Annotated in this window: 18 protein-coding genes; 8 read left to right on the top strand and 10 right to left on the bottom strand. The window is 64.3% G+C overall.

Translation table 11 applies throughout. The features are described from left to right. Nucleotides 1-137: 137 nt before the first annotated feature. Complete coding sequence (locus tag J2S45_RS00520) at nt 138-1,478, top strand: ABC transporter substrate-binding protein (RefSeq protein ID WP_270973603.1); 1,341 nt, start codon at nt 138-140, stop codon at nt 1,476-1,478. A gap of 143 nt (nt 1,479-1,621) precedes the next feature. Then, on the top strand, nt 1,622-2,368 hold the full coding sequence (locus tag J2S45_RS00515; protein ID WP_296931830.1) for a hypothetical protein: 747 nt from the start codon (nt 1,622-1,624) through the stop codon (nt 2,366-2,368). 97 nt (nt 2,369-2,465) lie between these two features. Here J2S45_RS00515 and J2S45_RS00510 read toward each other — a convergent pair whose 3' ends face one another. The 3 genes from J2S45_RS00510 to J2S45_RS00500 all read right to left on the bottom strand — a co-directional run bounded on the left by J2S45_RS00510 (nt 2,466) and on the right by J2S45_RS00500 (nt 5,013). Next, a complete protein-coding gene (locus J2S45_RS00510; protein ID WP_296931832.1) occupies nt 2,466-3,374 on the bottom strand; it encodes a 3-hydroxyacyl-CoA dehydrogenase in 909 nt (302 codons plus the stop codon). Between the two features lie 30 nt (nt 3,375-3,404). Continuing rightward, nucleotides 3,405-4,310, bottom strand: a complete 906-nt coding sequence (locus J2S45_RS00505; RefSeq protein WP_296931834.1) for a 3-hydroxyacyl-CoA dehydrogenase NAD-binding domain-containing protein — start codon at nt 4,308-4,310, stop codon at nt 3,405-3,407. Nucleotides 4,311-4,440: 130 nt separating this feature from the next. Beyond that, nucleotides 4,441-5,013 carry a low molecular weight protein-tyrosine-phosphatase gene (locus J2S45_RS00500; protein ID WP_296931835.1) on the bottom strand — a complete coding sequence of 191 codons (573 nt, stop codon included), beginning with the start codon at nt 5,011-5,013 and terminating at the stop codon, nt 4,441-4,443. A 157-nt stretch (nt 5,014-5,170) separates the two neighbouring features. On the opposite strand from J2S45_RS00500, the gene J2S45_RS00495 reads away from it, so the two are divergent. Next, on the top strand, nt 5,171-6,442 hold the full coding sequence (locus tag J2S45_RS00495; protein ID WP_307634163.1) for a dicarboxylate/amino acid:cation symporter: 1,272 nt from the start codon (nt 5,171-5,173) through the stop codon (nt 6,440-6,442). Nucleotides 6,443-6,532: 90 nt separating this feature from the next. Here the strand turns inward: J2S45_RS00495 and nrdF are convergent, their stop codons facing one another. Continuing rightward, on the bottom strand, nt 6,533-7,495 hold the full coding sequence (gene nrdF, locus J2S45_RS00490; protein WP_270973609.1) for a class 1b ribonucleoside-diphosphate reductase subunit beta: 963 nt from the start codon (nt 7,493-7,495) through the stop codon (nt 6,533-6,535). 120 nt (nt 7,496-7,615) lie between these two features. On the opposite strand from nrdF, the gene J2S45_RS00485 reads away from it, so the two are divergent. Together J2S45_RS00485 and J2S45_RS00480 are read left to right on the top strand one after the other, a co-directional pair. Then, a complete protein-coding gene (locus tag J2S45_RS00485) occupies nt 7,616-8,935 on the top strand; it encodes a DUF418 domain-containing protein (protein WP_307634162.1) in 1,320 nt (439 codons plus the stop codon). Beyond that, the gene (locus J2S45_RS00480) at nt 8,932-9,495 is read left to right on the top strand and encodes a methylated-DNA--[protein]-cysteine S-methyltransferase (protein WP_307634161.1); all 564 of its coding nucleotides are present in this window, start codon (nt 8,932-8,934) and stop codon (nt 9,493-9,495) included. The genes J2S45_RS00485 and J2S45_RS00480 overlap by 4 nt, the downstream gene beginning before the upstream one ends. Before the next feature lie 77 nt (nt 9,496-9,572). On the opposite strand, the gene hemQ is transcribed toward J2S45_RS00480, so the two are convergent. From hemQ to nrdH, 5 genes are all read right to left on the bottom strand, one after another. Further along, nucleotides 9,573-10,364 (bottom strand): hydrogen peroxide-dependent heme synthase, encoded by a 792-nt coding sequence (hemQ, locus tag J2S45_RS00475; RefSeq protein WP_307634160.1) that lies wholly within the window; start codon nt 10,362-10,364, stop codon nt 9,573-9,575. Beyond that, entirely contained in the window at nt 10,336-11,343 is a 1,008-nt protein-coding gene (locus tag J2S45_RS00470; RefSeq protein WP_307634159.1) for a ferrochelatase, read from the bottom strand. The genes hemQ and J2S45_RS00470 overlap by 29 nt, the downstream gene beginning before the upstream one ends. A gap of 415 nt (nt 11,344-11,758) precedes the next feature. Then, nucleotides 11,759-13,906 (bottom strand): class 1b ribonucleoside-diphosphate reductase subunit alpha, encoded by a 2,148-nt coding sequence (gene nrdE, locus J2S45_RS00465; RefSeq protein ID WP_307634158.1) that lies wholly within the window; start codon nt 13,904-13,906, stop codon nt 11,759-11,761. Continuing rightward, entirely contained in the window at nt 13,891-14,292 is a 402-nt protein-coding gene (gene nrdI / locus J2S45_RS00460) for a class Ib ribonucleoside-diphosphate reductase assembly flavoprotein NrdI (RefSeq protein ID WP_270973615.1), read from the bottom strand. The genes nrdE and nrdI overlap by 16 nt, the downstream gene beginning before the upstream one ends. A gap of 44 nt (nt 14,293-14,336) precedes the next feature. Next, nucleotides 14,337-14,582, bottom strand: a complete 246-nt coding sequence (nrdH, locus tag J2S45_RS00455) for a glutaredoxin-like protein NrdH (protein ID WP_270973617.1) — start codon at nt 14,580-14,582, stop codon at nt 14,337-14,339. 576 nt (nt 14,583-15,158) lie between these two features. Here nrdH and J2S45_RS00450 point away from each other — a divergent pair. From J2S45_RS00450 to mtnN, 3 genes are read left to right on the top strand one after another with little or no spacing between them, the layout of a single operon-like run. Next, nucleotides 15,159-15,605, top strand: coding sequence for a Fur family transcriptional regulator (locus J2S45_RS00450; RefSeq protein WP_307634157.1), 447 nt, complete (start codon nt 15,159-15,161; stop codon nt 15,603-15,605). A gap of 30 nt (nt 15,606-15,635) precedes the next feature. Next, nucleotides 15,636-16,097 (top strand): S-ribosylhomocysteine lyase, encoded by a 462-nt coding sequence (locus J2S45_RS00445; RefSeq protein WP_296931850.1) that lies wholly within the window; start codon nt 15,636-15,638, stop codon nt 16,095-16,097. Beyond that, nucleotides 16,094-17,437, top strand: coding sequence for a 5'-methylthioadenosine/S-adenosylhomocysteine nucleosidase (gene mtnN / locus J2S45_RS00440; RefSeq protein ID WP_270973621.1), 1,344 nt, complete (start codon nt 16,094-16,096; stop codon nt 17,435-17,437). Before J2S45_RS00445 ends, mtnN begins: the two co-directional genes overlap by 4 nt. Nucleotides 17,438-17,518: 81 nt before the next feature. Here the strand turns inward: mtnN and J2S45_RS00435 are convergent, their stop codons facing one another. After that, nucleotides 17,519-19,627 carry a S9 family peptidase gene (locus tag J2S45_RS00435; protein ID WP_296931854.1) on the bottom strand — a complete coding sequence of 703 codons (2,109 nt, stop codon included), beginning with the start codon at nt 19,625-19,627 and terminating at the stop codon, nt 17,519-17,521. Nucleotides 19,628-19,730 lie beyond the last annotated feature (103 nt).

Genomic DNA, 19,730 nt, shown 5'->3' with positions numbered 1-19,730 from the left:
TTAAGCGCTCCCCTTCCTCAGTCCTGCGGGCCGGGCCGCCCCAGCGCCCGCACCGTATCCGCACGCAGACCAACTTGTTAACATTTCAACTGGTAGGGTGGCTTTAGTGGCAAACTGCCCTCGACATTAGGAGAGACATGAAGCGTTCATTCATTACCGCCGCGGCGGCACTTGGCACGCTCGGACTTGTGCTGAGCGCTTGCTCGCCGAGCACGAGCAGCGGCACCGAGACCACCGGCGCCACGAGCAGCACCGATTCCGGCGAGAAGGCGACCGTCACGTTCCGCCTGTGGGACGACGTCGCCGCCCCGGCTTACGAAGCATCTTTCAAGGAGTTCACGGCTCAGCACCCGAACATCGACGTCAAGGTTGAGGTTGTGCCGTGGGCGGACTACTGGACTCAGCTGCCCCTCGATGTGGCATCGGGCGAGATGGCCGACATCTACTGGGTCAACTCCTCCAACTTCGCCCTGTATGCTGACAACGGCAACCTCATGAACATCACTAAGGAGATCGGCACGGACCACGACGAGTGGCAGCAGTCGGTGGTCGATCTCTACACTCGCAACGACGCGCTGTGGGGCATCCCCCAGATCTGGGACTCCATCGGCCTGTTCTACAACAAGGATCTCGTCGACGCCGCCGGCGTCGACGTCACGAAGCTTAAGTGGGGCGGCGAGGACGACACGCTCCTGCCCGCCCTGCAGAAGCTGACCAAGGACGCGAACGGCAACACCGCCGATTCGGCCGACTTCGATGCGAACAACATCAAGACCTACGGCATGAACGCCCAGGCCGACCTTCAGGCGATCTACCTTCCGTTCCTGGCGCAGGCCGGCGGTCAGTTCCAGAAGGAGGACGGCTCGTTCGACTTCGCCTCGGAGCAGGGGGTCCAGGCCTTCACCTACCTCACGGACCTGATCAACAAGTACCACGTGGCGCCGTCGGCGGCCGAGACGAACACCAACGGCGACCTCTCCCGCGAGATGTTCATCCGCGGCGACATGGCCCTCTTCCAGTCCGGCCCGTACTCGCTGAAGACCATCGCCGAGAACACGGACATCAACTGGGGTCTGACCAACCTTATCGCCGGCCCCGAGGGAGCGATCTCCACCTCGCACGGCGTCGTCGCCGTGGGCAACGAGCAGACCAAGAACCGCGAGGCCACCATTGAGGTCCTCAAGTGGCTCGGCTCCGCCGAGGGCCAGGCGCCGCTCGGCCAGATGGGCGTGTCCTTCCCGGGCGCCGTCGCCGCGCAGGATTACTTCGTCAACTACTGGGCGGAGCAGGGCGTGGACGTGTCGGTCTTCATCGATTCGGCCTCCGGCAAGACCACCCTGTCGCCGTTCGGCCCGGACGTCAACGCCGGTTCGGAGGCTTTCACCCCGCGTCTGCTGGACGTCTTCCTCGGCTCGGTCCCCGTCGAGCAGGGCCTGAAGGAGGCGCAGGACACCGGTAACGCCGCGATGGGCTTCTAGCCGACGTCGCAGAACCTAGATGAGTGTGGGCGGGCCAAACCCGCCCACACTTTTTCACAGGAAATTCCCAGATCCAACGCCACTTCCTCCAGGGATCATTAAGGGTTGGGTGGGTACAGTAGGTTCAGCGGAAAGGATGGGCGATGAATGGTCGTTTTGTGGCGTGCATGGGTGCACTGACGGCTATCCTCACCGCGTGTGGGGGCGACGTCGCCGCCGATCCCACGACCGCACCTTCCACCGCCGTCGACCACTGCACCGACCCCCTCAAGAACGCCACCACCACCGTCAACGCCCGTGAGCTCGCGTTCTGCCAGGCGGAGGCCCTCGGTAAGCTCGCCGGCTACGTGCAGGAGGACACCGTCAACGGGAAGCTCGCCACACGCTCGCGCGCAAACATGGATCCGCTCGCCGTGGAGATTGAGTCCTTCGACCGTGGCGGGAAGGAGTCGGGTCGCGTCATCCTCGTGGGTGGCAACACGTTCGTCCTGCGTGACGACGCCTGGGTTCAGGCCACCTCCGACTCCAGCGACGAGACCCTCGCCTTCCAGTCCACCCTGCCCGTGCGTTACGAGGCGCTGCTCAACCCAAAGGCGCGGGCGGCAGGCACGGACCCCGCGCTCGAGTACAAGGTCGTGGGCAGCGACGTCGTGGACGGCACGCCCGTCACGGTGCTGACCCTCACCGTCAACGACGACGCCGACCGGCTCGTCTCCAAGCTTTTCATTCGCGACGACTACGTGGTGATCCGCTCCGAGTCGGAGTACACGGTAAACGGCAAGGAGAGCACGCGTACCGCCACGCTGACGGCGGTGGACGAGCCGCAGGACATCATCAACCCGCGCTTCGAGGACGACGAGCACCGCTCCGAGCTGGAGGCAGCCAAGTAAACCTGGTGTGGCAATGGCCTGCGGGTGCTACGCGTGAGGGGGTGGGCCACATGGGCCCACCCCCTCACGCTTGCCTGCCACCGGCAACTACTTCTCGCTACTTCTTCGACCAGAACGGGTTTTGTCCCGTGGGCTCACCGTCTTCGTCGTAGAGATAGAAGCCCTTCCCGTCGATGACGCCAGAGAAGCCGTCCGCGATCGCCTTCTTCAGCTCCGCGCCGAATGCCTGCACCTCCGGATCCTTCGAGACCGCGGAGATATTCGATGCGACGTTGAAGCCGACGACGTCGTAGACCCGGAACGGACCCGAATCCGTGCCCGTCGCGATCGTCCAGGCCTTATCGATGTCGGCCGGTTCGGCGATGCCGTTGACGTAGAGCTTGGCCGCCGCATCCAGCCATGGAATGAGCAGCGAGTTGAGGAAGTACCCCGGCTGTTCCTTGCGAACGTGGAGCGGGACGAGTCCGGTTTCCTTTGCGAACTGGATGGCACCGTTGATGTAGTCGGCGTCGGTTTTCGCCGTTCCCATGATTTCGGCGGAATTGTGCTTCCAGATTTCGTTTGCAAAGTGAATCGTGAGGAAGCGGTCTTCGTGGCCACTGTATGCGGAGAAGGCGGAGGGCAGGAGGGAGGAGGTGTTGGTCGCCAAAATGGTGCGCTCATCCGCGAGCGCACCGACTTTCTCCCAGGTTTCCTTCTTCAGATCGAGGTTCTCGGGTACCGCTTCGATGACGAGGTCGACGTCGCCGACTGCCTCCTTCAAATCCGAGGTCGGGTGGATCCGCTTGAGTGACTCCTGCCAACGCTCTTCCGTGAAGTTCGTGTAGTGGCGTTCGTAGCCCTGCCGTATCCACTCCCATCGCTTCGGAAGTTTCTCGAGAGCCGCCGGGAACGCATCGTATGCATATACTTCCTTGCCGTACCACGCTACCTGCATGACGATCTGGGATCCGAGCACGCCGGTCCCAAGAACGGCGATCTTTTCAAAATTGAATTCTTTAGCCATTGGTAACTCCTAAGTCTTTCTACGTATCTGCTAGACAGTCCAGTACGGGTTGGGTCCGAGATTTCGTCCCATGTTGTCGTAGAGATAGAAGCCCTGGCCGTCCGCCACGCCCGAGACGCCGGCGTAGGCGGCTTCGTTCAGCTTCTCACCGAACTCGCGAACTTCGGGCCGCGAGTCCATCTTTGCTAGGTAGGCTCCGAGTCGGAACCCGATACCATCGAGGATGGCGAACGGGCCGAGTTGGCCGCCGGTGCCGATGACCCACGCCTCATCGATCTCGGCCGGGTCACCGACGCCTCTCATGTACAGGGATGCCGCCGCGTAGATCCACGGGAAGTTGAGAGTGTTGAAGAGCCCGCCACGGATTTCCTTGTTGATGAAGAAGGGGTAGGTTCCCGTTTCTTCGGCGAACTGGATGGCGGCCTTGATGTAGCGCGGATCCGTATCGGCGCTGCCCATGATCTCCGTCAGGGGATGGGCCCAGATCCTATTCGCGTAGTGCATCGCGACGAAGTGATCCTTGTGACCGGTCGCGAGGGCGATCTCCGACGGCAGGAGCTGCGAGGTGTTGGTCGCTAGGAGGGCGCGTTCGGGGAGGATTTCGGATACGGCATGCCACGTTTCGCGCTTGACGTCCAGACTCTCCGGCACGGCTTCAAGCACGATGTCGGCACCTGATACGGCGAGCGTGACGTCGGAGGTGGGGATGATGCGAGCCATTGCATCGTCGAATCGCTCTGGCGTGTAGTCTCTTAGATCCGCCTGGTACCCCTTGCGTAGGGAGCCCCAGCGCTTGGGGAGCTTGGCAATAGCGGTGGGAAATGGGTCATAGAGGTAGACGGTTTTCCCGTGCCATGCCGCCTGGAAGGCCATTTGCGACCCCAAAACGCCGGCGCCAAGGATGGCAACTTTGTTGAATGTGAATTCCTCCGTCATTGGAGAATCCTTTCCGAGGATGGATACCTAGCGTCAGTGACGTTAGTCCTACCACCCGTGCGGTTCAACGACCTTTTGCTTGCGGCGAAAGCACACGGATCTGCAGGTCAGTGACCTGTTCGCGGCACCCTCAACGGATCGCCTCGCCGATATAGGTCACAAGTCCGCGAGCGCCTCGATCGACCACCTCGTAGGTGTCGTAGAAATCCTCCATGGTGCCGTACCAGGGGTCGGGCACGTCGAAGACTCCGCCTGATTGGTAGAGATTAGCCGAGTGCGAGGCCTTGGACGCGTCCTCCTCGAGCGCGCCTCCCGCGCCGAAGACGCCGCCGGGGGCCACGTGCGTCGTCCCGTCGAACTCGCGCCAGAGGTGCACCTTGGCCAGCGGCTCCCCGATCCGGCTGAGCATGCCCCGAAGCGAACGGGCGTGCCCCGTGGTCATTGCGAGGACGAGGTCCGCGCTGCGCAGTTCGTCGTCCGTGGCACGGTGCGCACGGTGATGGTCGGGGAGGCGATGGCCGGACTCGCGCAGCACCCGCGCCGCGCGTCGATCGATCGGGTTGCCCGTCTCCTCGGCGGAGACGCCGGCGGAGCGGACGACGACGTCGTCGATGCCCGCCTGCGCGAGACGATCGCGAAGCACGATCTCCCCCATGGGAGAACGGCAGATGTTTCCGGTACAGACAACGAGCACGTGATACATGCCTTCAGCCTACAGGGCGGACGAGCCCCTCCCCGAGGTTCCGCCACCGGCACCCCGAGGGCCAGCATGCGGACAGTCCGTCCGGAAGATGAACACGCGCGGGAGAATCGGGGAACACTACATTAGGCACATTACACACTAGGTAGAGGAGCACCCCGTGTCCACGCTCAAAAAGGCCGGAATCCTTCCGTGGGTCCTGCTTGCCATCGCCCTTGGCATCCTGTGCGGATTCTTTTTCCCCGAATGGCTCTCGCGCATCTTCTTCTCGTTCAACGAGATCTTCTCGCAGTTCCTCGGGTTCGCCATTCCGCTTATCATCGTCGGCCTCATCGTACCCGCCATCGCTGACCTTGGTCGCGGCTCCGGCAAATGGCTAGGAATCACGGCAGCAATAGCCTACGCGTCGTCGCTGTTCGGCGGCTTCCTGACGTACTTCGCCGCGAAGGCGATCTATCCCTCGATCCTGTCGACCACCGACAAGCCCGACCTCAGCTCCGAATCCTCCGCCGGCACCGGCTACCTTTCCCAACTCGAGATTCCTGCGGTCTTCGGCGTGATGACCGCACTCGTGCTCGCCTTCATCCTCGGCATTGGCCTCTCGCTCGCCCCGCGCGGCGTCATCCGCAAGGGCTTCGTCGAGTTCCGGGAGATCGTCACCGCCCTTATCGCGAAGGTGATCGTCCCGTTCTTGCCGCTGCATATCTTTGGCATCTTCCTCAACCTCACGCAGACCGGTGAGATCGCCAACGTGCTCTCCGCGGTGGTCAAGGTCGTCGTCTTCGTGCTCGTCCTCGAGGTCATCATCCTCGCCACCCAGTATGGGATCGCCGGCGCGATCGCGAAGAAGAACCCGCTCAAGGCCATCGGCACCATGCTTCCGGCCTACTTCACCGCGCTGGGGACCTCGTCCTCCGCAGCCACCATCCCGGTGACGTTGCGCCAGGCCATCGCGGCCGGCGTCTCACGGCCCGTTGCCTCCTTCGTGATCCCGCTGTGCGCGACGATCCACCTGGCAGGCTCCATGTCCAAGATCATCGCCTTCGCGCTCGCCGTCATCGCGATGAACGGCATCGCCATGCCAGCCCTGCAGTTCATCGGCTTCATCTTCATGCTCGGCGTCATCATGGTCGCCGCCCCCGGCGTCCCCGGCGGGGCCATCATGGCGGCGGTCGGCATCCTGCAATCGATGCTCGGCTTCGACGACGCCATGATCGGCCTCATGATCGCCACCTACATTGCGCTTGATTCCTTCGGTACCGCCACCAACGTGACCGGCGACGGCGCCATCGCCCTCATCATCGACCGCTTCGCTGGCGGCAACGTTGAGCAAACCGAGGGTGCCGAGGCGTTCAAGGCGCGCGCCGAGTTCGACGCCAGCACCTACCTCTCTTCCGTCGGCGGTACGCCGACAGAAGAGAGCGCAATCTAAAAAGGTAGCGCGCTCGGAGCGCCTCAAGAGCGCGCCGACACATAACCGTGGCGGGCCAGGGAATCCCCTGGCCCGCCACGTCACCTGCGACTAGAAGTCCCAGTCGTCGTCCGTGGTGGCCTCAGCCGTGCCGATCACGTAGGAGGAGCCAGAGCCGGAGAAAAAGTCGTGGTTTTCGTCCGCCCCCGGGGAGAGCGCCGCGAGGATCGCGGGGTTGACCGCCGTCTCCGACGCCGGGAATAGCGCCTCGTAGCCCAGGTTCATCAGCGCCTTGTTGGCGTTGTATCGCAGGAACATCTTCACGTCCTCCGTGAGCCCCATCTGGTCATACAGCGAAGCGGTGTATTCGACCTCGTTGTCGTAGAGCTCGTCGAGCAACTCGAACGTCCAGTCCTTGATCTCTTCGCGCCGCTCCGGGCTGGCCTTCGCCATCGCCACCTGGAACTTGTAGCCGATGTAGTAGCCGTGCACCGCCTCGTCGCGAATAATGAGGCGGATGAGGTCCGCCGTGTTGGTCAGCTTCGCGTGCGCCGACCAATACATGGGCGCGTAGAAGCCCGAGTAAAAGAGGAAGGACTCGAGCATGACGGAGGCGACCTTGCGCTTTTCCGGATCGTCGCCGTCGTAGTAGTGCTCGATGATATCTGCCTTCTTCTGCAGGTAGACGTTCTCCTCCGACCAGCGGAACGTTTCGTCAATCTCCTTCATCGAGATGAGCGTGGAGAAAATCGAGGAATAGGACTTGGCGTGCACGGACTCCATGAACGCGATGTTCGTGTACACCGCCTCCTCGTGCGCCGTGACCGCATCCGGGATGAGCGAGACCGCGCCGACCGTGCCCTGCAGCGTGTCCAGCAGAGTCAGGCCCGTGAACACGCGCGTGGTCATCTCCTGCTCGTGCGGCTTGAGCGTGTTCCACGACTGAATATCGTTCGACAACGGGATCTTCTCCGGCAGCCAGAAATTGCCGGTGAGCCGATCCCAGACCTCCTGGTCCTTCTCATCCTCAATCTTGTTCCAGTTGATTGCCTCGAACGGGCCCTGATGCGCCATGCGATCCTCCATTTCCTAACCTTTTATATCTTCGCACGTTCCTCCGACACTTTCCCAACGTGTGGCCCCTCACGCCCGGCTCCATAGGGTAGCGGCCGGAATTAGCCATAGGCTTATTCAATGAGCACTTCCACGACAACGCCCGCCGAACCTGGCGTGCAACGCTATCGGGGCCGCATCCACGGCATCGACATCGCCCGCGGCCTGGCAATCCTCGGCATGATTTGGGCCCACGTCCGCCCCGCCATGTACAGCGAAGGCACCCTTGCCTACTTCCTCGCAGACATCCCCCTGGGCCGCTCGTCGGCGCTGTTCGCCCTGCTCGCCGGGATCTCACTGGCCATCCTCTCCGGCCGCAACGTCGTCTACACCGGCGAACAGCTCCGCCACGCCCAACTACGCATCGCAGGCCGCGCGGTCGTCCTCCTCGGCTTTTCCGCCTTCCTGTCCAACTTCCCCACGATCATCGCCGTCATCCTCGGCTTCTACGCTGCCTGGTTCCTGCTCGCCATCCCCCTCCTGAGCTGGTCGGCTAGGAAGCTCGCGATCGCTGCGGGCGTCACCGCCGTCGTCGGCCCGCAACTCATCTTCCTCCTCGAATATCTCTCGTTCACCTATGAGGTCTTCGCCGACGGCGGCCCCAACGCCTTCCTCTACGACGTCCTCGTCGCCGGTGCCTACCCCGGCCTGGCCTACATGGCCTACGTGCTCGTCGGCATGGCCATCGGGCGCGCCGACCTCACCGCACCCGCTGCCCGAATCCGGCTCCTGGTCATCGGCCTGCCCCTCGCCGTCGTCGGCTACGGCAGCGCGTACCTGGCCACCTCCACCATCGCCCCCGAGGTGGACGTCGAATCGATGACGTACTCGCCCGACCTGGGCCCCTTCACCCTGTGGGACTTTCTCACCGCCGAACCCCACACGAACACCACCCCGTCGGTGATTGGGAACCTCGGCTTCGGGATCGCCCTGCTCGCGCTCTGCCTGTGGCTGGGTCCGCTAGCCAAGCACGTGCTCTTCCCGATCTCGGCGGTGGGGTCCATGTCGCTGACCGCCTACGTCGGCCACGCCTTCGGCCTGCACTTCAAGGAAGACTGGTTCTACACCGAGTCCGCCACGCCCTTCCTCGTGGTCGCCGGACTCGTGGTGCTGTTTTGCACCTTGTGGGCGCTGTTGCCCTTCCGGCGCGGCCCGCTTGAGTGGGTCACCTACCGCTTCTCTCAGTGGTTCGCCCGGCCGACTCCAGCTCGGGCGCAGGCTCAACCGGCGGAACCGACAAGGCCGGCGCAGACACAACCCGCGCAAGCTGCGCTGGCACAACCGGCGCATGGGCCGGAGCTGCACCCGAGCGATGCCGCCACGGCTCCGATCCCATCTGCCGAACCGCGACCTCAGCCCGCAAAGACGCCGCCCGACAGCCACCATCTGAGGCGGCCGTGATCTACCACTACGATTCCCCGATCGGGATCCTCACCATCTCCTACGACGGCGCCCTGCGCGGCTTGTGGACCTCGCGAAATGTTCCCGCCGACGCGGCTACCGCGATAGCAGCCAAGTCCGCATTCTCTGCCGAGCCGGGTAGCACTGCCGCGCCGGTCACCGCCTGGCTCGACGCATATTTCGCCGGCCGGAACCCCACCATCGACTTCCGCATCGAGCAAACCGGCACGCCGTTCCAGCAGGCCACCTGGCAGGCCCTGCACACCATCCCCTATGGGCACACGGTCAGCTACGGCCAGCTGGCCGTCATCGTCGAGAAGAAGCTTGGCCGGCCCACCTCCGCTCGAGCGATCGGCGCGGCAGTCGGCCGGAACCAGGTGCTCATCGCTGTGCCCTGCCACCGCGTTATCGGCGCCGACGGGTCCATGACCGGCTACGCCGGCGGCCTCGACAGCAAGAGGCGCCTCCTCGCCCTCGAACGCAGCGAGTGCCCCGACACAGATCAGGAATCTGAGGCCGACCAGGCCCTCATAGCGACCGGTAGCCGATATATTCAGTAGAACTTTCGGCAACTGCCGGCAACTGCCGGCGACGAGGAGCCCGCCGGGCAGCCGGCGGGCGCGACGCCGTCGTCAAGCTACTGCCCGAGCGGGCTAACCAATCGGCCCGCCCACTCGCCAAGCCCGACGCGCTCGCCCGTGAAGAAGGGCACGTCCTGGCGGACGTAGAGGCGCGCCTCAGTCTTACGGAAGGCGTACATGAGGTCAACGATGCGCGTGAGGTTCTCGCCCTCGAGTGCCACCACCCACTCGTAATCCGACAGCGAGAACGAGGCCAGCGTCGAGGTCACGAGATCGCCGAACGGACGGCCAGCCGCCGCATGGTTACGCATGATCGAGGCGCGCTTCCAGTCCTCGAGCAGGTACCAGTCATAGGAGCGCACGAACGGGTAGACCGCGGCGAACTTCTCCGGCTCACGCTCAAACATGCCCGGCAGATGATCCGGATTGTATTCGGCGGGACGATGCTGGCTGAGCACCGACCACACCGGCGTCAGCCCGAGCCCCCGATGCAACACGCGGTAGGCGGCCTGCGCGGCCTCGGCGGTGTCCGCGATGAACCACGCCATGAGGTCCGCGTCCGCGCGGAACCCCGACACGTCGTAGTATCCGCGGACAGTCACGCCCGTCTTCGCGACGGCGTCCTCCGCAGCGGCGACCTTGGCCGCGATGTCGGCTGGATCGGTCACGGCAGGATCAGCCTTGAAGACCGACCACATGACGAACGGCCGGGTCTCGTTCAGGCGCTGGGCAATCGGGCGGACCTCCCCGCGCGCGTGGCCGTGCGCATGCGGCCGGGCGTCGTCGTGGGCGGGGTGAGCGGCGGGGTGAGCGGCGGCGTCAGGCACGCCGGGCGTCGAGTGTGTCATGGGTTTCCTCTTTCTGGTTGGCCCGCCGTGCGGCGGGTGGAGTCGGGAGGCAGCACCCGGCAGGGCAGCCGGTGGCGCCGTGTTGGAGCAGGTCAGCAAGCTGGGCGACGAAGACGGGTGAGGCGTCGACCGTCGGCGCGCGCATGTAGCCCAGCCCGAGGCGTTCGGCGGTGGCCCGCGCCTCGACGTCGAGATCGTAGACCACCTCCATGTGGTCCGAAATGAAGCCGATCGGCACAACGATCACGGCCCGCGTGCCCGAGGCGGCAAGCTCGACAAGATGGTCGTTGATGTCGGGCTCGAGCCAGGCCACATGCGGACTACCCGAGCGCGAACAGTACGCCAGATCCCACTCCGGCTCGCCGAGCTCCGCACACAACCTCTCGATGAGCTGACGGTGCTGGAGGTCGTAGACGGGCGGGCCGGCGGTGGCGTTCATCGCGGTCGGGATCGAGTGCGTGACGAACACGAGGCGCGCGTCCGGCATGGCCGCCCGCGCCTCGCGCACCACCTCGAGGTAGGCCGCGTAGAAGCCAGGGGTCTGCCAGAACGGCCGGACCTTTTCCAGGTGCAGATCCGGATGGGCCAGCTGGGCGTGCCATCGGTCGAGGTCTTCGCGATACTGGCGGCAAGAAGAATAGGAGAAGTAGGCCGAGGTGGCGAGCGTTCGGACCGTGCGAGCACCGGCGTCGTAGAGCTCGGTCAAGGTCTCATGGCCGAAAGGATGCCAGTTCCGGTTGCCTACCGCGATCGGCGTGTGGTCGCCGCGCGCGGCGAGCTCCACTCGTAGCCGATCGACGAGCGCGGCGTTGAGCTCGTTGATCGGCGACTTTCCCCCGAAGCGGTAGTAGTGCTGGCCCACTTGAGCCAGCCGCTCGTCGGGTACGCCACGGCCCGCCACCGCATTGCGCAGGAACGGAACCACGTCCTCCGGCTTATTCGGGCCGCCGTAGGAGAGAAGCATGTAGGCGTCGACCATGTGTGTCCCTAAGTTCGCGAGCAGATATCGGGCGTGCGCCGGGCGGCGCCCTCCACGATTATGCACCTTGAACATGGTGTGTCGCATCTTGACCGGAGACTTGCCCCATACATCCAGCCGTTTCAGAACATCACCGGCCGATAGTGTCGCCATCCTTTTGGGGTGGACGACGGGCGGGCCTCCTGCGGCGCCGGGCGCGACGGGCGAGCCTCCCGGCGCGAGGGCGGCGACGCGCCCTGTCAACCTACCCCACTGCGTAAACACAGAGCGCCCCCTGAACCCAGACCGCCCTTAAACCTCAAGGTGGAGGGCTTCCCGTCGCCGGGAAACCCTCCACCTCTACCTCGCGACCACGCGGCCCGCCAAGGCAAGCCGCTGCCGGATGCTGCCAGTCACGGCAAGCCGCTGCCGGCCGCTAGAGCATGCAGGACACGCAACCCTCCACCTCAGTGCCCTCGAGGGCGGCCTGACGGATGCGCATGTAGTACAAGGTCTTAATCCCCTTGCGCCAGGCGTAAATGTAGTTGCGGTTGACGTCGCGGGTGGTGACCGTGTCCGGATAGAACAGCGTCAACGACAGGCCCTGGTCCACGTGCTGGGTGGCCACGGCGTAGGTATCGATGATCTTCTCCGGCCCGATCTCGTAGGCGTCCTGGAAGTACTCGAGGTTGTCGTTCGTCATGTAGGCGGCCGGGTAGTAGACGCGCCCCAGCTTGCCCTCCTTGCGGATCTCGATCTTCGACACGATCGGATGGATCGACGACGTCGAGTTGTTGATGTACGAAATCGAACCCGTGGGCGGAACGGCCTGCAGGTTCTGGTTGTACATCCCGTACTTGGCGACGTCGGCCTTCAGCTGCTTCCAATCCTCCTGGGTGGGGATGTGGATATTCGCGAAGAGTTCCTTAACCCGATCGAATTCCGGCGCCCACTCCTTCTCGGTGTACTTGTCAAAGTAGGAGCCGTTGGCGTAGTCCGACTTCTCGAATCCTTCAAAGGCCTCCCCGCGTTCGCGCGCCAGCTCCATGGAGGCCTGGATCGCGTGGTAGGTGACCGTGTAGAAGTACATGTTCGTGAAATCCAGCGCCTCCGGCGACCCGTAGAAGATCCGTTCCCGGCCGAGGTAGCCGTGGAGGTTCATCTGGCCCAGTCCGATCGCGTGGGACATGTCGTTGCCGCGCTTGATCGACGGCACCGACTCGATGTTCGTCTGGTCCGACACCGAGGTCAGCGCGCGGATCGCGGTGTGGATCGTGCGGGCGAAGTCCGGCGAGTCCATCGTCTTGGCGATGTTGAGCGAGCCGAGATTACACGAGATGTCCTTGCCCACGTGATCGTAGGAAAGATCGAGGTTGTAGCTGGATGCCTCCGAGACCTGCAGGATCTCCGAGCACAGGTTCGACATGGTGATGCGCCCGTCGATCGGGTTGGCCCGGTTCACCGTGTCCTCAAAGATGATGTAGGGGTAGCCGGATTCGAACTGAATCTCCGCCAGGGTCTGGAAGAAGGCGCGTGCGTTGATCTTGCTCTTCTTGATCCGCCGGTCGTCCACCATCTCGTAGTACTTTTCGCTGACCGAGACCTCAGTGAAGGGCACGCCGTAGACGCGCTCCACGTCGTAGGGCGAGAACAGGTACATGTCCTGGTTTTGCTTGGCCAGCTCGAAGGTGATGTCGGGAATGATGACGCCGAGGGAGAGCGTCTTGATGCGGATCTTTTCGTCCGCGTTCTCCCGCTTCGTGTCGAGGAATCGCATGATGTCCGGGTGATGGGCGTGCAGGTAGACCGCACCCGCGCCCTGGCGCGCGCCTAGCTGGTTGGCGTAGGAGAAGGAATCCTCCAGCAGCTTCATCACCGGGTTGACGCCGGAGGACTGGTTCTGGATCTTCTTGATCGGCGCTCCCTGCTCACGCAGGTTGGACAGGTTGAGGGCGACGCCGCCTCCGCGCTTGGACAGCTGGAGGGAGGAGTTGATCGCGCGTGCGATGGACTCCATGTTGTCCTCTACGCGCAGCAGGAAGCAGGACACGAGCTCGCCGCGGGCCACCTTGCCGGCGTTAAGGAACGTCGGGGTGGCAGGCTGGAAGCGGCCGGTGATGATCTCCTCCATGAGGTTCATCGCCATCTCCTCGTCCCCGCGGGCGAGGTAGAGGGCGACGATGCACACGCGATCCTCGAAGCGCTCTAGGTAGCGCGTTCCGTCGAACGTCTTGAGCGTGTAGGAGGTGTAGTACTTGAACGCGCCAAGGAAGGTTTGGAAGCGGAACTTGTGGGCGTAGCAGGCCTTGAACAGCGACTTGATGAACGCGAAGTCGTACTGGCCAAGCACCTCCGCCTCGTAGTAGCCCTCATCCACGAGGTACTTCAGCTTCTCCTCCAAGTCGTGGAAGTAGACCGTGTTCTTATTGACGTGCTGGAGGAAGTACTGGCGGGCTGCCTGGCGATCGGCGTCGAACTGAATATTGCCGTCGGCGTCGTAGAGATTGAGCTGGGCGTTAAGCGCGTGGTAGTCCAGCGCCGGATCGAGACTCTCCTCGCCCGTATCCGTCAAAGTTGCGTCCAAAATTCTTCCAATCCTTTGCGAACCACCTCGACGTCCCGCGGAGTGCCGAGGAGTTCAAACCTGTACATGTGTGGAACCTTCGTTTTCGCGGAGATGATGTCCCCCGCGAGGCAGTAGGCTTCGCCGAAGTTCGTGTTGCCCGAGGAGATGACCCCGCGGATGAGGGAGCGATTCGCTTCGTCGTTCAAGAACTTGATGACCTGCTTCGGCACCGCGCCCTTCGTGTTGCCGCCACCGTAGGTGGGGGTGATCAGCACGTATTCCTCCGTGACGTGGAGGAAGGGATCCTTCGCGTGCAGAGGAATGCGCTCGGCCGGGAAGCCGAGCTTGTCCACGAAGCGCTTCGTGTTGTTGGTGGCGGAGGAGAAGTAGACGATGTGTACCATCGCGCACCCGGCTCGTTCGGGGCGACCGTAGCCGCCCCGAACACTTAGGCCGACACTTCCGCTACGTCGACGGCGAGGGCCTTGATCTTGTCCGGGCGGTAACCCGACCAGTGGTCGCCGTCGGCGAAGACGACGGGAGCCTGCTGGTAGCCCAGTGCCTTCACGGTCGCCAGCGCGTCCGCATCCTCGACCAGATCGACTTCCTCGAACTCGAGGCCGTGCTTCTTCAGCGCCCGCTTGGTGGCGGTGCACTGCACGCACGAGGGCTTCGTGTAGACGGTAATGGCCATCGCATTTCTCCTAGTCATAGATCAGATACGGGAATCAACACTACACCTAGTGGCCGACAAACGGCTTACCACTAGATCATGTGTTGGTGGCGTGTCGCGGCACGCTTCGCGCCGGCATGCGGATATCCCCCTGTGGGAAGCTCGAACGACGCCGCGATACGCACAACATCACACTCGGGTTTACCCACGTCAGGCTCCACAGCCAACGACGACGACGCGCCTCGGCCAGCCACGAAACCATCCTCGCACCCGCCTCCGACAAAAAAGCCTGTCCACAAATCCACCGGGTTGTGGACAAAATTATCCCCGTTGTCCACGGCTGCGAGTAGATCTATCCACAATTGTGGAGGGAAGGCCGACCCGCCGCCCCGAAACGTCCGATATGCCGCATGCTCGGCGTCGGCGTGTCGCGGCGGGTAACCGGCGTGTCCTATGGGTGTCGCTCTGCGGCCGCCAAGGCGAGCGGCATCACCCTCGCCGAACGGCGCCCCTCTCACCTGCGATGGCACCTCACCGCCACCCGATCTAGGGCTGATGTCCTTGAATAAGTCCATTTTGGCGGGGAAAATGGTTCATATGGACACCAACTTTGAAGACCAACTGCGCGAAGCGGGTCTACGCGTGACCCGCCCGCGCCTGTCTGTGCTCGAGGAGCTCGAGGCTCACCCGCACTCGACGGCTGACTCGGTCCGCCAGGGTGTCACCACGCGGCTCGGCTCCGTGTCCACCCAGGCCATCTACGACGTCCTCCATGTCCTGACCGACAAGAAGATTCTGCGGGAGATAGAGCCGCACGGCTCGGTTCCGCTCTACGAGATCGCCCGCCACGATAACCACCATCACCTGGTGTGCCGCGCGTGCCGGAAGGTGGTGGACATCCCGTGCGTCGTCGGCTCGGCGCCCTGCCTGGAGCCTTCCGATGCGCACGAATTCGCCATAGATGAAGCCGAAGTGGTCTTCTGGGGTTATTGCCCGCAATGCGAGCAGGCTCGTCTCGAAGAAGCCGCCGCGAACGCACAATAGGCTACAATGGGCTTCGTCGAAAGGAAGCCCATGAACAAGATGAACGTCGAGTCGTTCAACCTCGACCACACGCTGGTGGCTGCGCCATTCGTGCGCATCGCCGACGTCAAACGGCTGCCGCACGGCGATGTTCTGACCAAGTACGACGTGCGCTTCTGCCAGCCCAACGCCGCACACCTCGAGATGGACACCGTCCACTCGATCGAGCACTCCTTCGCCGAATACGCCCGCAACCACGCCGATAACGTGGTCGATTTTTCGCCCATGGGCTGCCAGACGGGCTTCTACCTCATCCTCGCCGGCGAACCCGACGTCGATGCCACCATGGGCCTGATCGAACAGACCTTCCGCGACATCCTCGCCGCCACCAGCGTGCCCGCCGCGAACGAGGTACAGTGCGGCTGGGGCGCCAACCATTCGCTCGCCGGAGCGCAGAAGGCCGTGGCCGACATGCTCGCCCGCCGCGACCAGTGGGGAGAGGTGTTCGCATGACCAGCATCAATGCCATCATCGTTGCCGCGATGGCGGAGGAGATGAGGCCGTTCACCACGCTGCTACCCGACTTCATCACCACCCCCATCACCACCCCCTTCGGCTCGGCCTTCCTCGCCCGCAAGGGTCGCTCATCCATCCTTTTCCTCACCACCGGCATCGGCGCCGCCTGCTCGGCCGGCCTGCTCTCCTGGGCGCTTGCCAAGTACGAGCCGCGGGCGATCGTGTCAGTCGGCTCGGCCGGCGGGCTGGATTCGTCGGTGAGCATCGGGGACATCGTCGTCGGCACGCGCTACGTTCACGGCACCGCCGACGCCACCGCCTTCGGCTACGCCCCCGGCCAAATCCCGGGCCAGCCCGAATACTTTGAGGCCACCGATGACCTCGTCCAGGCCGCCCACGCCGCCAGCCAAGCCGACCGGCGCACGCACGCCGGCCTGGTCGTCTCCTCCGACTCCTTCGTCACCGAGGCGAACGTCAAGGACACACGCACCACCTTCCCCGGCGTCCTCTCCGCCGACATGGAGTCCCACGCGCTCGCCCAGATCGCCCACCTGTTCGGAATCCCGTTCGCGTCGGTGCGCTCGATTTCCGACGTCGTCGGCGCCAGCGACGCCAAGAAGCAGGCCGAGACCTTTAACAACCAGTTGGACGACGTCGCCCTCGCCGCCGCCCACACCGTGCTCAACCTGCTCTCCCACACCTCCGCGCTCGACATCGAACGCTCCGGCCACGGGCCCGCGCAGCATTTCTCCAAGGCGTCGCTACAGTGCGCGCTCTACCTCATGCTCGCCAAGGCCCACGGCCTCACCGCCGCGTCCGGCGAGCTGCCCGAGGTGCTGCAGGCGGCGGAGAAACACCTCAGCTCCCTGGATGCGCCGCTGCGCGGGGAGGCCCTCGGGCTCATGCTCGCCGGCTACCAGTTCGCCTCCGAACAACCCTCAGCCGCCCTCACCGCCAAGGACTATGACACCCACCGCGCCCAGTTCATCAAGAACTATTCCGACGCCGGGCCCGGCTTCCTCTGGCCACCCACCTCCCAGACCGTCATCAAGCGCTTCAACGGCTACTGGAACGACGCCCTGATCTCCATCGGCCTCACCCCGCGCCGCGGGCGCAACCGTGGCGGGTTGAAGTTCTCCACCGAGGACTACCTCTTCGCCATCCGCTCCTACCTCATCGACGCCCAGCGCTCACGCCGCCAACCCTCCTTCAACGCCTACAGCACGTGGCTCAAGAAGTCGGGCCACGCCGGCAAGCTACCCTCGGGCGCCGCGATTCGCCAGCGCTTCGGCTCCTGGAAGGAAGCCCTCAACGCCGCTGCGATCGAGACCGACTAGCACAAGGGAGCGGCTATCGGACGACGACGCCGGTCGGCCCCGACGCTGCGAACGCAACGGGACCGACCGGCGTCGTGAATCCTAGGCCACCTCAAGCTGGCGCAGCACAAACGCGATCTCGCGAGCGCGCCGCTCCCAGCGGGCATAGCGCCCGGAGCCGCCGGCGTGGCCAGCGACCTTCTCGGTGTGCTGGAGGATGATGCCGGAGTCGTCGGCGACGACCTCGCGCAGCTCCTGGACCCACTTGGTGGGCTCGATGTAGGACACGCGGACGTCGTTGAGTGAGGTGGTGGCGAGGATCGCCGGGTAGCGCTCGGCGCGGATGTTCTCGTACGGCGAGTACGAGGCCATGTATTCGTAGACCTCTTTCGACGTGATCGGGTTGCCCCACTCCTCCCATTCACCAACCGTCAGCGGCAGCTCGGGCTTGAGGATCGTGGTCAGGGCGTCGACGAACGGCACCCGCGCCAGGATCACCCGGTACAGCTCGGGGGCTTGGTTGGTCACCGCGCCCATGAGCAACCCGCCGGCGGAGCCGCCCTCGGCCGCGAGGCGCTCCCCGTCCACGAGCCCCGTGTCGATGAGGTGGCGGGAGGCGGCCACGAAGTCGGAGAACGTGTTCTTCTTCTTTAGCAGGCGCCCGTCCTCGTACCACTGGCGCCCCATCTCCCCGCCGCCGCGGATGTGCGCCACGGCGTAGACCACGCCGCGGTCCAGTAGCGGCAGGCGCATGGGGGTAAAGTACGGGTCGTTGCACACCTCGTAAGAGCCGTAGCCGTAGATGAAGCCGGGGTTGGCGCCGGTGCGGTCGAGGTCGGCGCGGTGGGCGATGGTCAGCGGGATTTTCACCCCGTCCTCCGCCTCCGCCCAGTCGCGGTACTCCACGTACTGGCTCGGGTCGTAGCCGGGCACCTCGAGCGTCTTGAGCGTGGTCATCTCCTTATTCACCACGTCCCAGCTCAGCCACGTTTGCGGCTGGATGAGTGATTCGGCGACGACGTCGACCCCGGTGGCCTCCCACTCGTGGTTCGCCCCGATCTCCACGGTCATCGTCTCCGGGATCGGGAGCGCGTAGGGCTTCGCCCAGCCCTTGGCGGTACGCTCGATGATCCGGATCTCGGTGCCGCCCTTGGCGCGGGTGTGCAGCGCCGCGAACGTCTTGAATGCGGCGACCTCAAGGAAGCGCTCGCCCGCAGCCGGCTTGACCAGGCTGGTCCACTCCGTGACGTCGCTGGGGCGGACCGGGGCAGTGGCCAGCTCGAATCCGGGCTCTTCGGCGTTGTGGATGATGAGGAGCTCGTCGCCGGCCACCTCGACGGTGTAGAACAGGCCCTGCTCGCGCCCGCGCACCATGAAACGCTCGGCCGGATCCGCCGTCGAGACCAGGTGGACCTCCGACGTCTCCGTCGACGTCGACAAGATGACCAGCCACTTCCCATCCCGCGAGGTCTCGAACCACAGCCCGAAGGACTCGTCGTCCTCGCGCAGGATGAGCTGGTCTTCGTCCGGGTTCGTCCCCACCCGGTGGAGCCAGACCTCGTGGTGGCGCCACGCGTCGTCCACGCGCGTGTAGAACACGCCGCTCGAATCCGCGAGCCAGGCCAGCCCGTAGCCGATGCCCTCCACGGCGTCGTCGACCACCCGGTCCGAGTCGATCTCGTGGATGCGCAGATCGAAGTGCTCGTCCCCGGTGGTGTCGATCGCGAGCGCGAAGAGGCGGCCGTCCGGCGAGGCGTCCCCCGATCCCGTGGCGAAGTATTCTTCGTCGACGCCAAGCTGGTTGCCGTCATAGACGCAGGTCTCGCCCGCGAGCGTGTCTGACGGCTTGGGGCGGATCAGCTCTAGCTTCTCTGTTTGCTTGCCGTTGCCTGTCAGCGGTACCCGGAAAAGTCCGGCGTAGGGGCGGCCCTCCCACGTTCGGGTCCAGTACCAGTAATCGCCTTTGCGCACGGGCACCGAGACGTCCGTCTCCTTCGTCCGTGCCGCGATCTCCGCCACGATCTGCTCGCGTAGCTCGGCTTGGTCGGCCGTGTTCGCCTCAAACCAGGCGTTCTCTGCGTCGATGAGGGAGTGGGCCTTCTCCTCATCCTCGCGCAGCCACTCGTAGTTGTCCGTGAAGGTGTGGCCGTGGAAGGTTCGCTCGATCGGGATGCGCTCGGCGTGGGGTGCGTCCTTGTTGATGTTTGTCATAGATCCATTCTAGGGGCTTTGCCGGGGTGGGTGCCTCGCCTGGGTGGGTGCTTTGCCGGGGAGCCTCGGGCAGGAGGGTGCGGGCGGGCTGTGACAAAGGCTT

Source organism: Trueperella abortisuis (assembly GCF_030811095.1).
GTDB lineage: Bacteria > Actinomycetota > Actinomycetes > Actinomycetales > Actinomycetaceae > Trueperella > Trueperella abortisuis.
The sequence above is the reverse complement of the archived record's forward strand: the minus strand, read 5'-3'. Positions and strand labels throughout refer to the sequence as shown.

Coding starts and splice junctions, on each gene's coding strand:
- J2S45_RS00445 (WP_296931850.1), top strand. CDS start 15,636: ATGAACAAGATGAACGTCGAGTCGTTCAACCTCGACCACACGCTGGTG.
- hemQ (WP_307634160.1), bottom strand. CDS start 10,364: ATGACACACTCGACGCCCGGCGTGCCTGACGCCGCCGCTCACCCCGCC.
- J2S45_RS00450 (WP_307634157.1), top strand. CDS start 15,159: ATGGACACCAACTTTGAAGACCAACTGCGCGAAGCGGGTCTACGCGTG.
- nrdF (WP_270973609.1), bottom strand. CDS start 7,495: ATGGCGCATCAGGGCCCGTTCGAGGCAATCAACTGGAACAAGATTGAG.
- J2S45_RS00510 (WP_296931832.1), bottom strand. CDS start 3,374: ATGGCTAAAGAATTCAATTTTGAAAAGATCGCCGTTCTTGGGACCGGC.
- nrdI (WP_270973615.1), bottom strand. CDS start 14,292: ATGGTACACATCGTCTACTTCTCCTCCGCCACCAACAACACGAAGCGC.
- J2S45_RS00470 (WP_307634159.1), bottom strand. CDS start 11,343: ATGGTCGACGCCTACATGCTTCTCTCCTACGGCGGCCCGAATAAGCCG.
- J2S45_RS00500 (WP_296931835.1), bottom strand. CDS start 5,013: ATGTATCACGTGCTCGTTGTCTGTACCGGAAACATCTGCCGTTCTCCC.
- J2S45_RS00520 (WP_270973603.1), top strand. CDS start 138: ATGAAGCGTTCATTCATTACCGCCGCGGCGGCACTTGGCACGCTCGGA.
- mtnN (WP_270973621.1), top strand. CDS start 16,094: ATGACCAGCATCAATGCCATCATCGTTGCCGCGATGGCGGAGGAGATG.
- J2S45_RS00515 (WP_296931830.1), top strand. CDS start 1,622: ATGAATGGTCGTTTTGTGGCGTGCATGGGTGCACTGACGGCTATCCTC.
- J2S45_RS00505 (WP_296931834.1), bottom strand. CDS start 4,310: ATGACGGAGGAATTCACATTCAACAAAGTTGCCATCCTTGGCGCCGGC.
- J2S45_RS00435 (WP_296931854.1), bottom strand. CDS start 19,627: ATGACAAACATCAACAAGGACGCACCCCACGCCGAGCGCATCCCGATC.
- nrdH (WP_270973617.1), bottom strand. CDS start 14,582: ATGGCCATTACCGTCTACACGAAGCCCTCGTGCGTGCAGTGCACCGCC.
- J2S45_RS00485 (WP_307634162.1), top strand. CDS start 7,616: ATGAGCACTTCCACGACAACGCCCGCCGAACCTGGCGTGCAACGCTAT.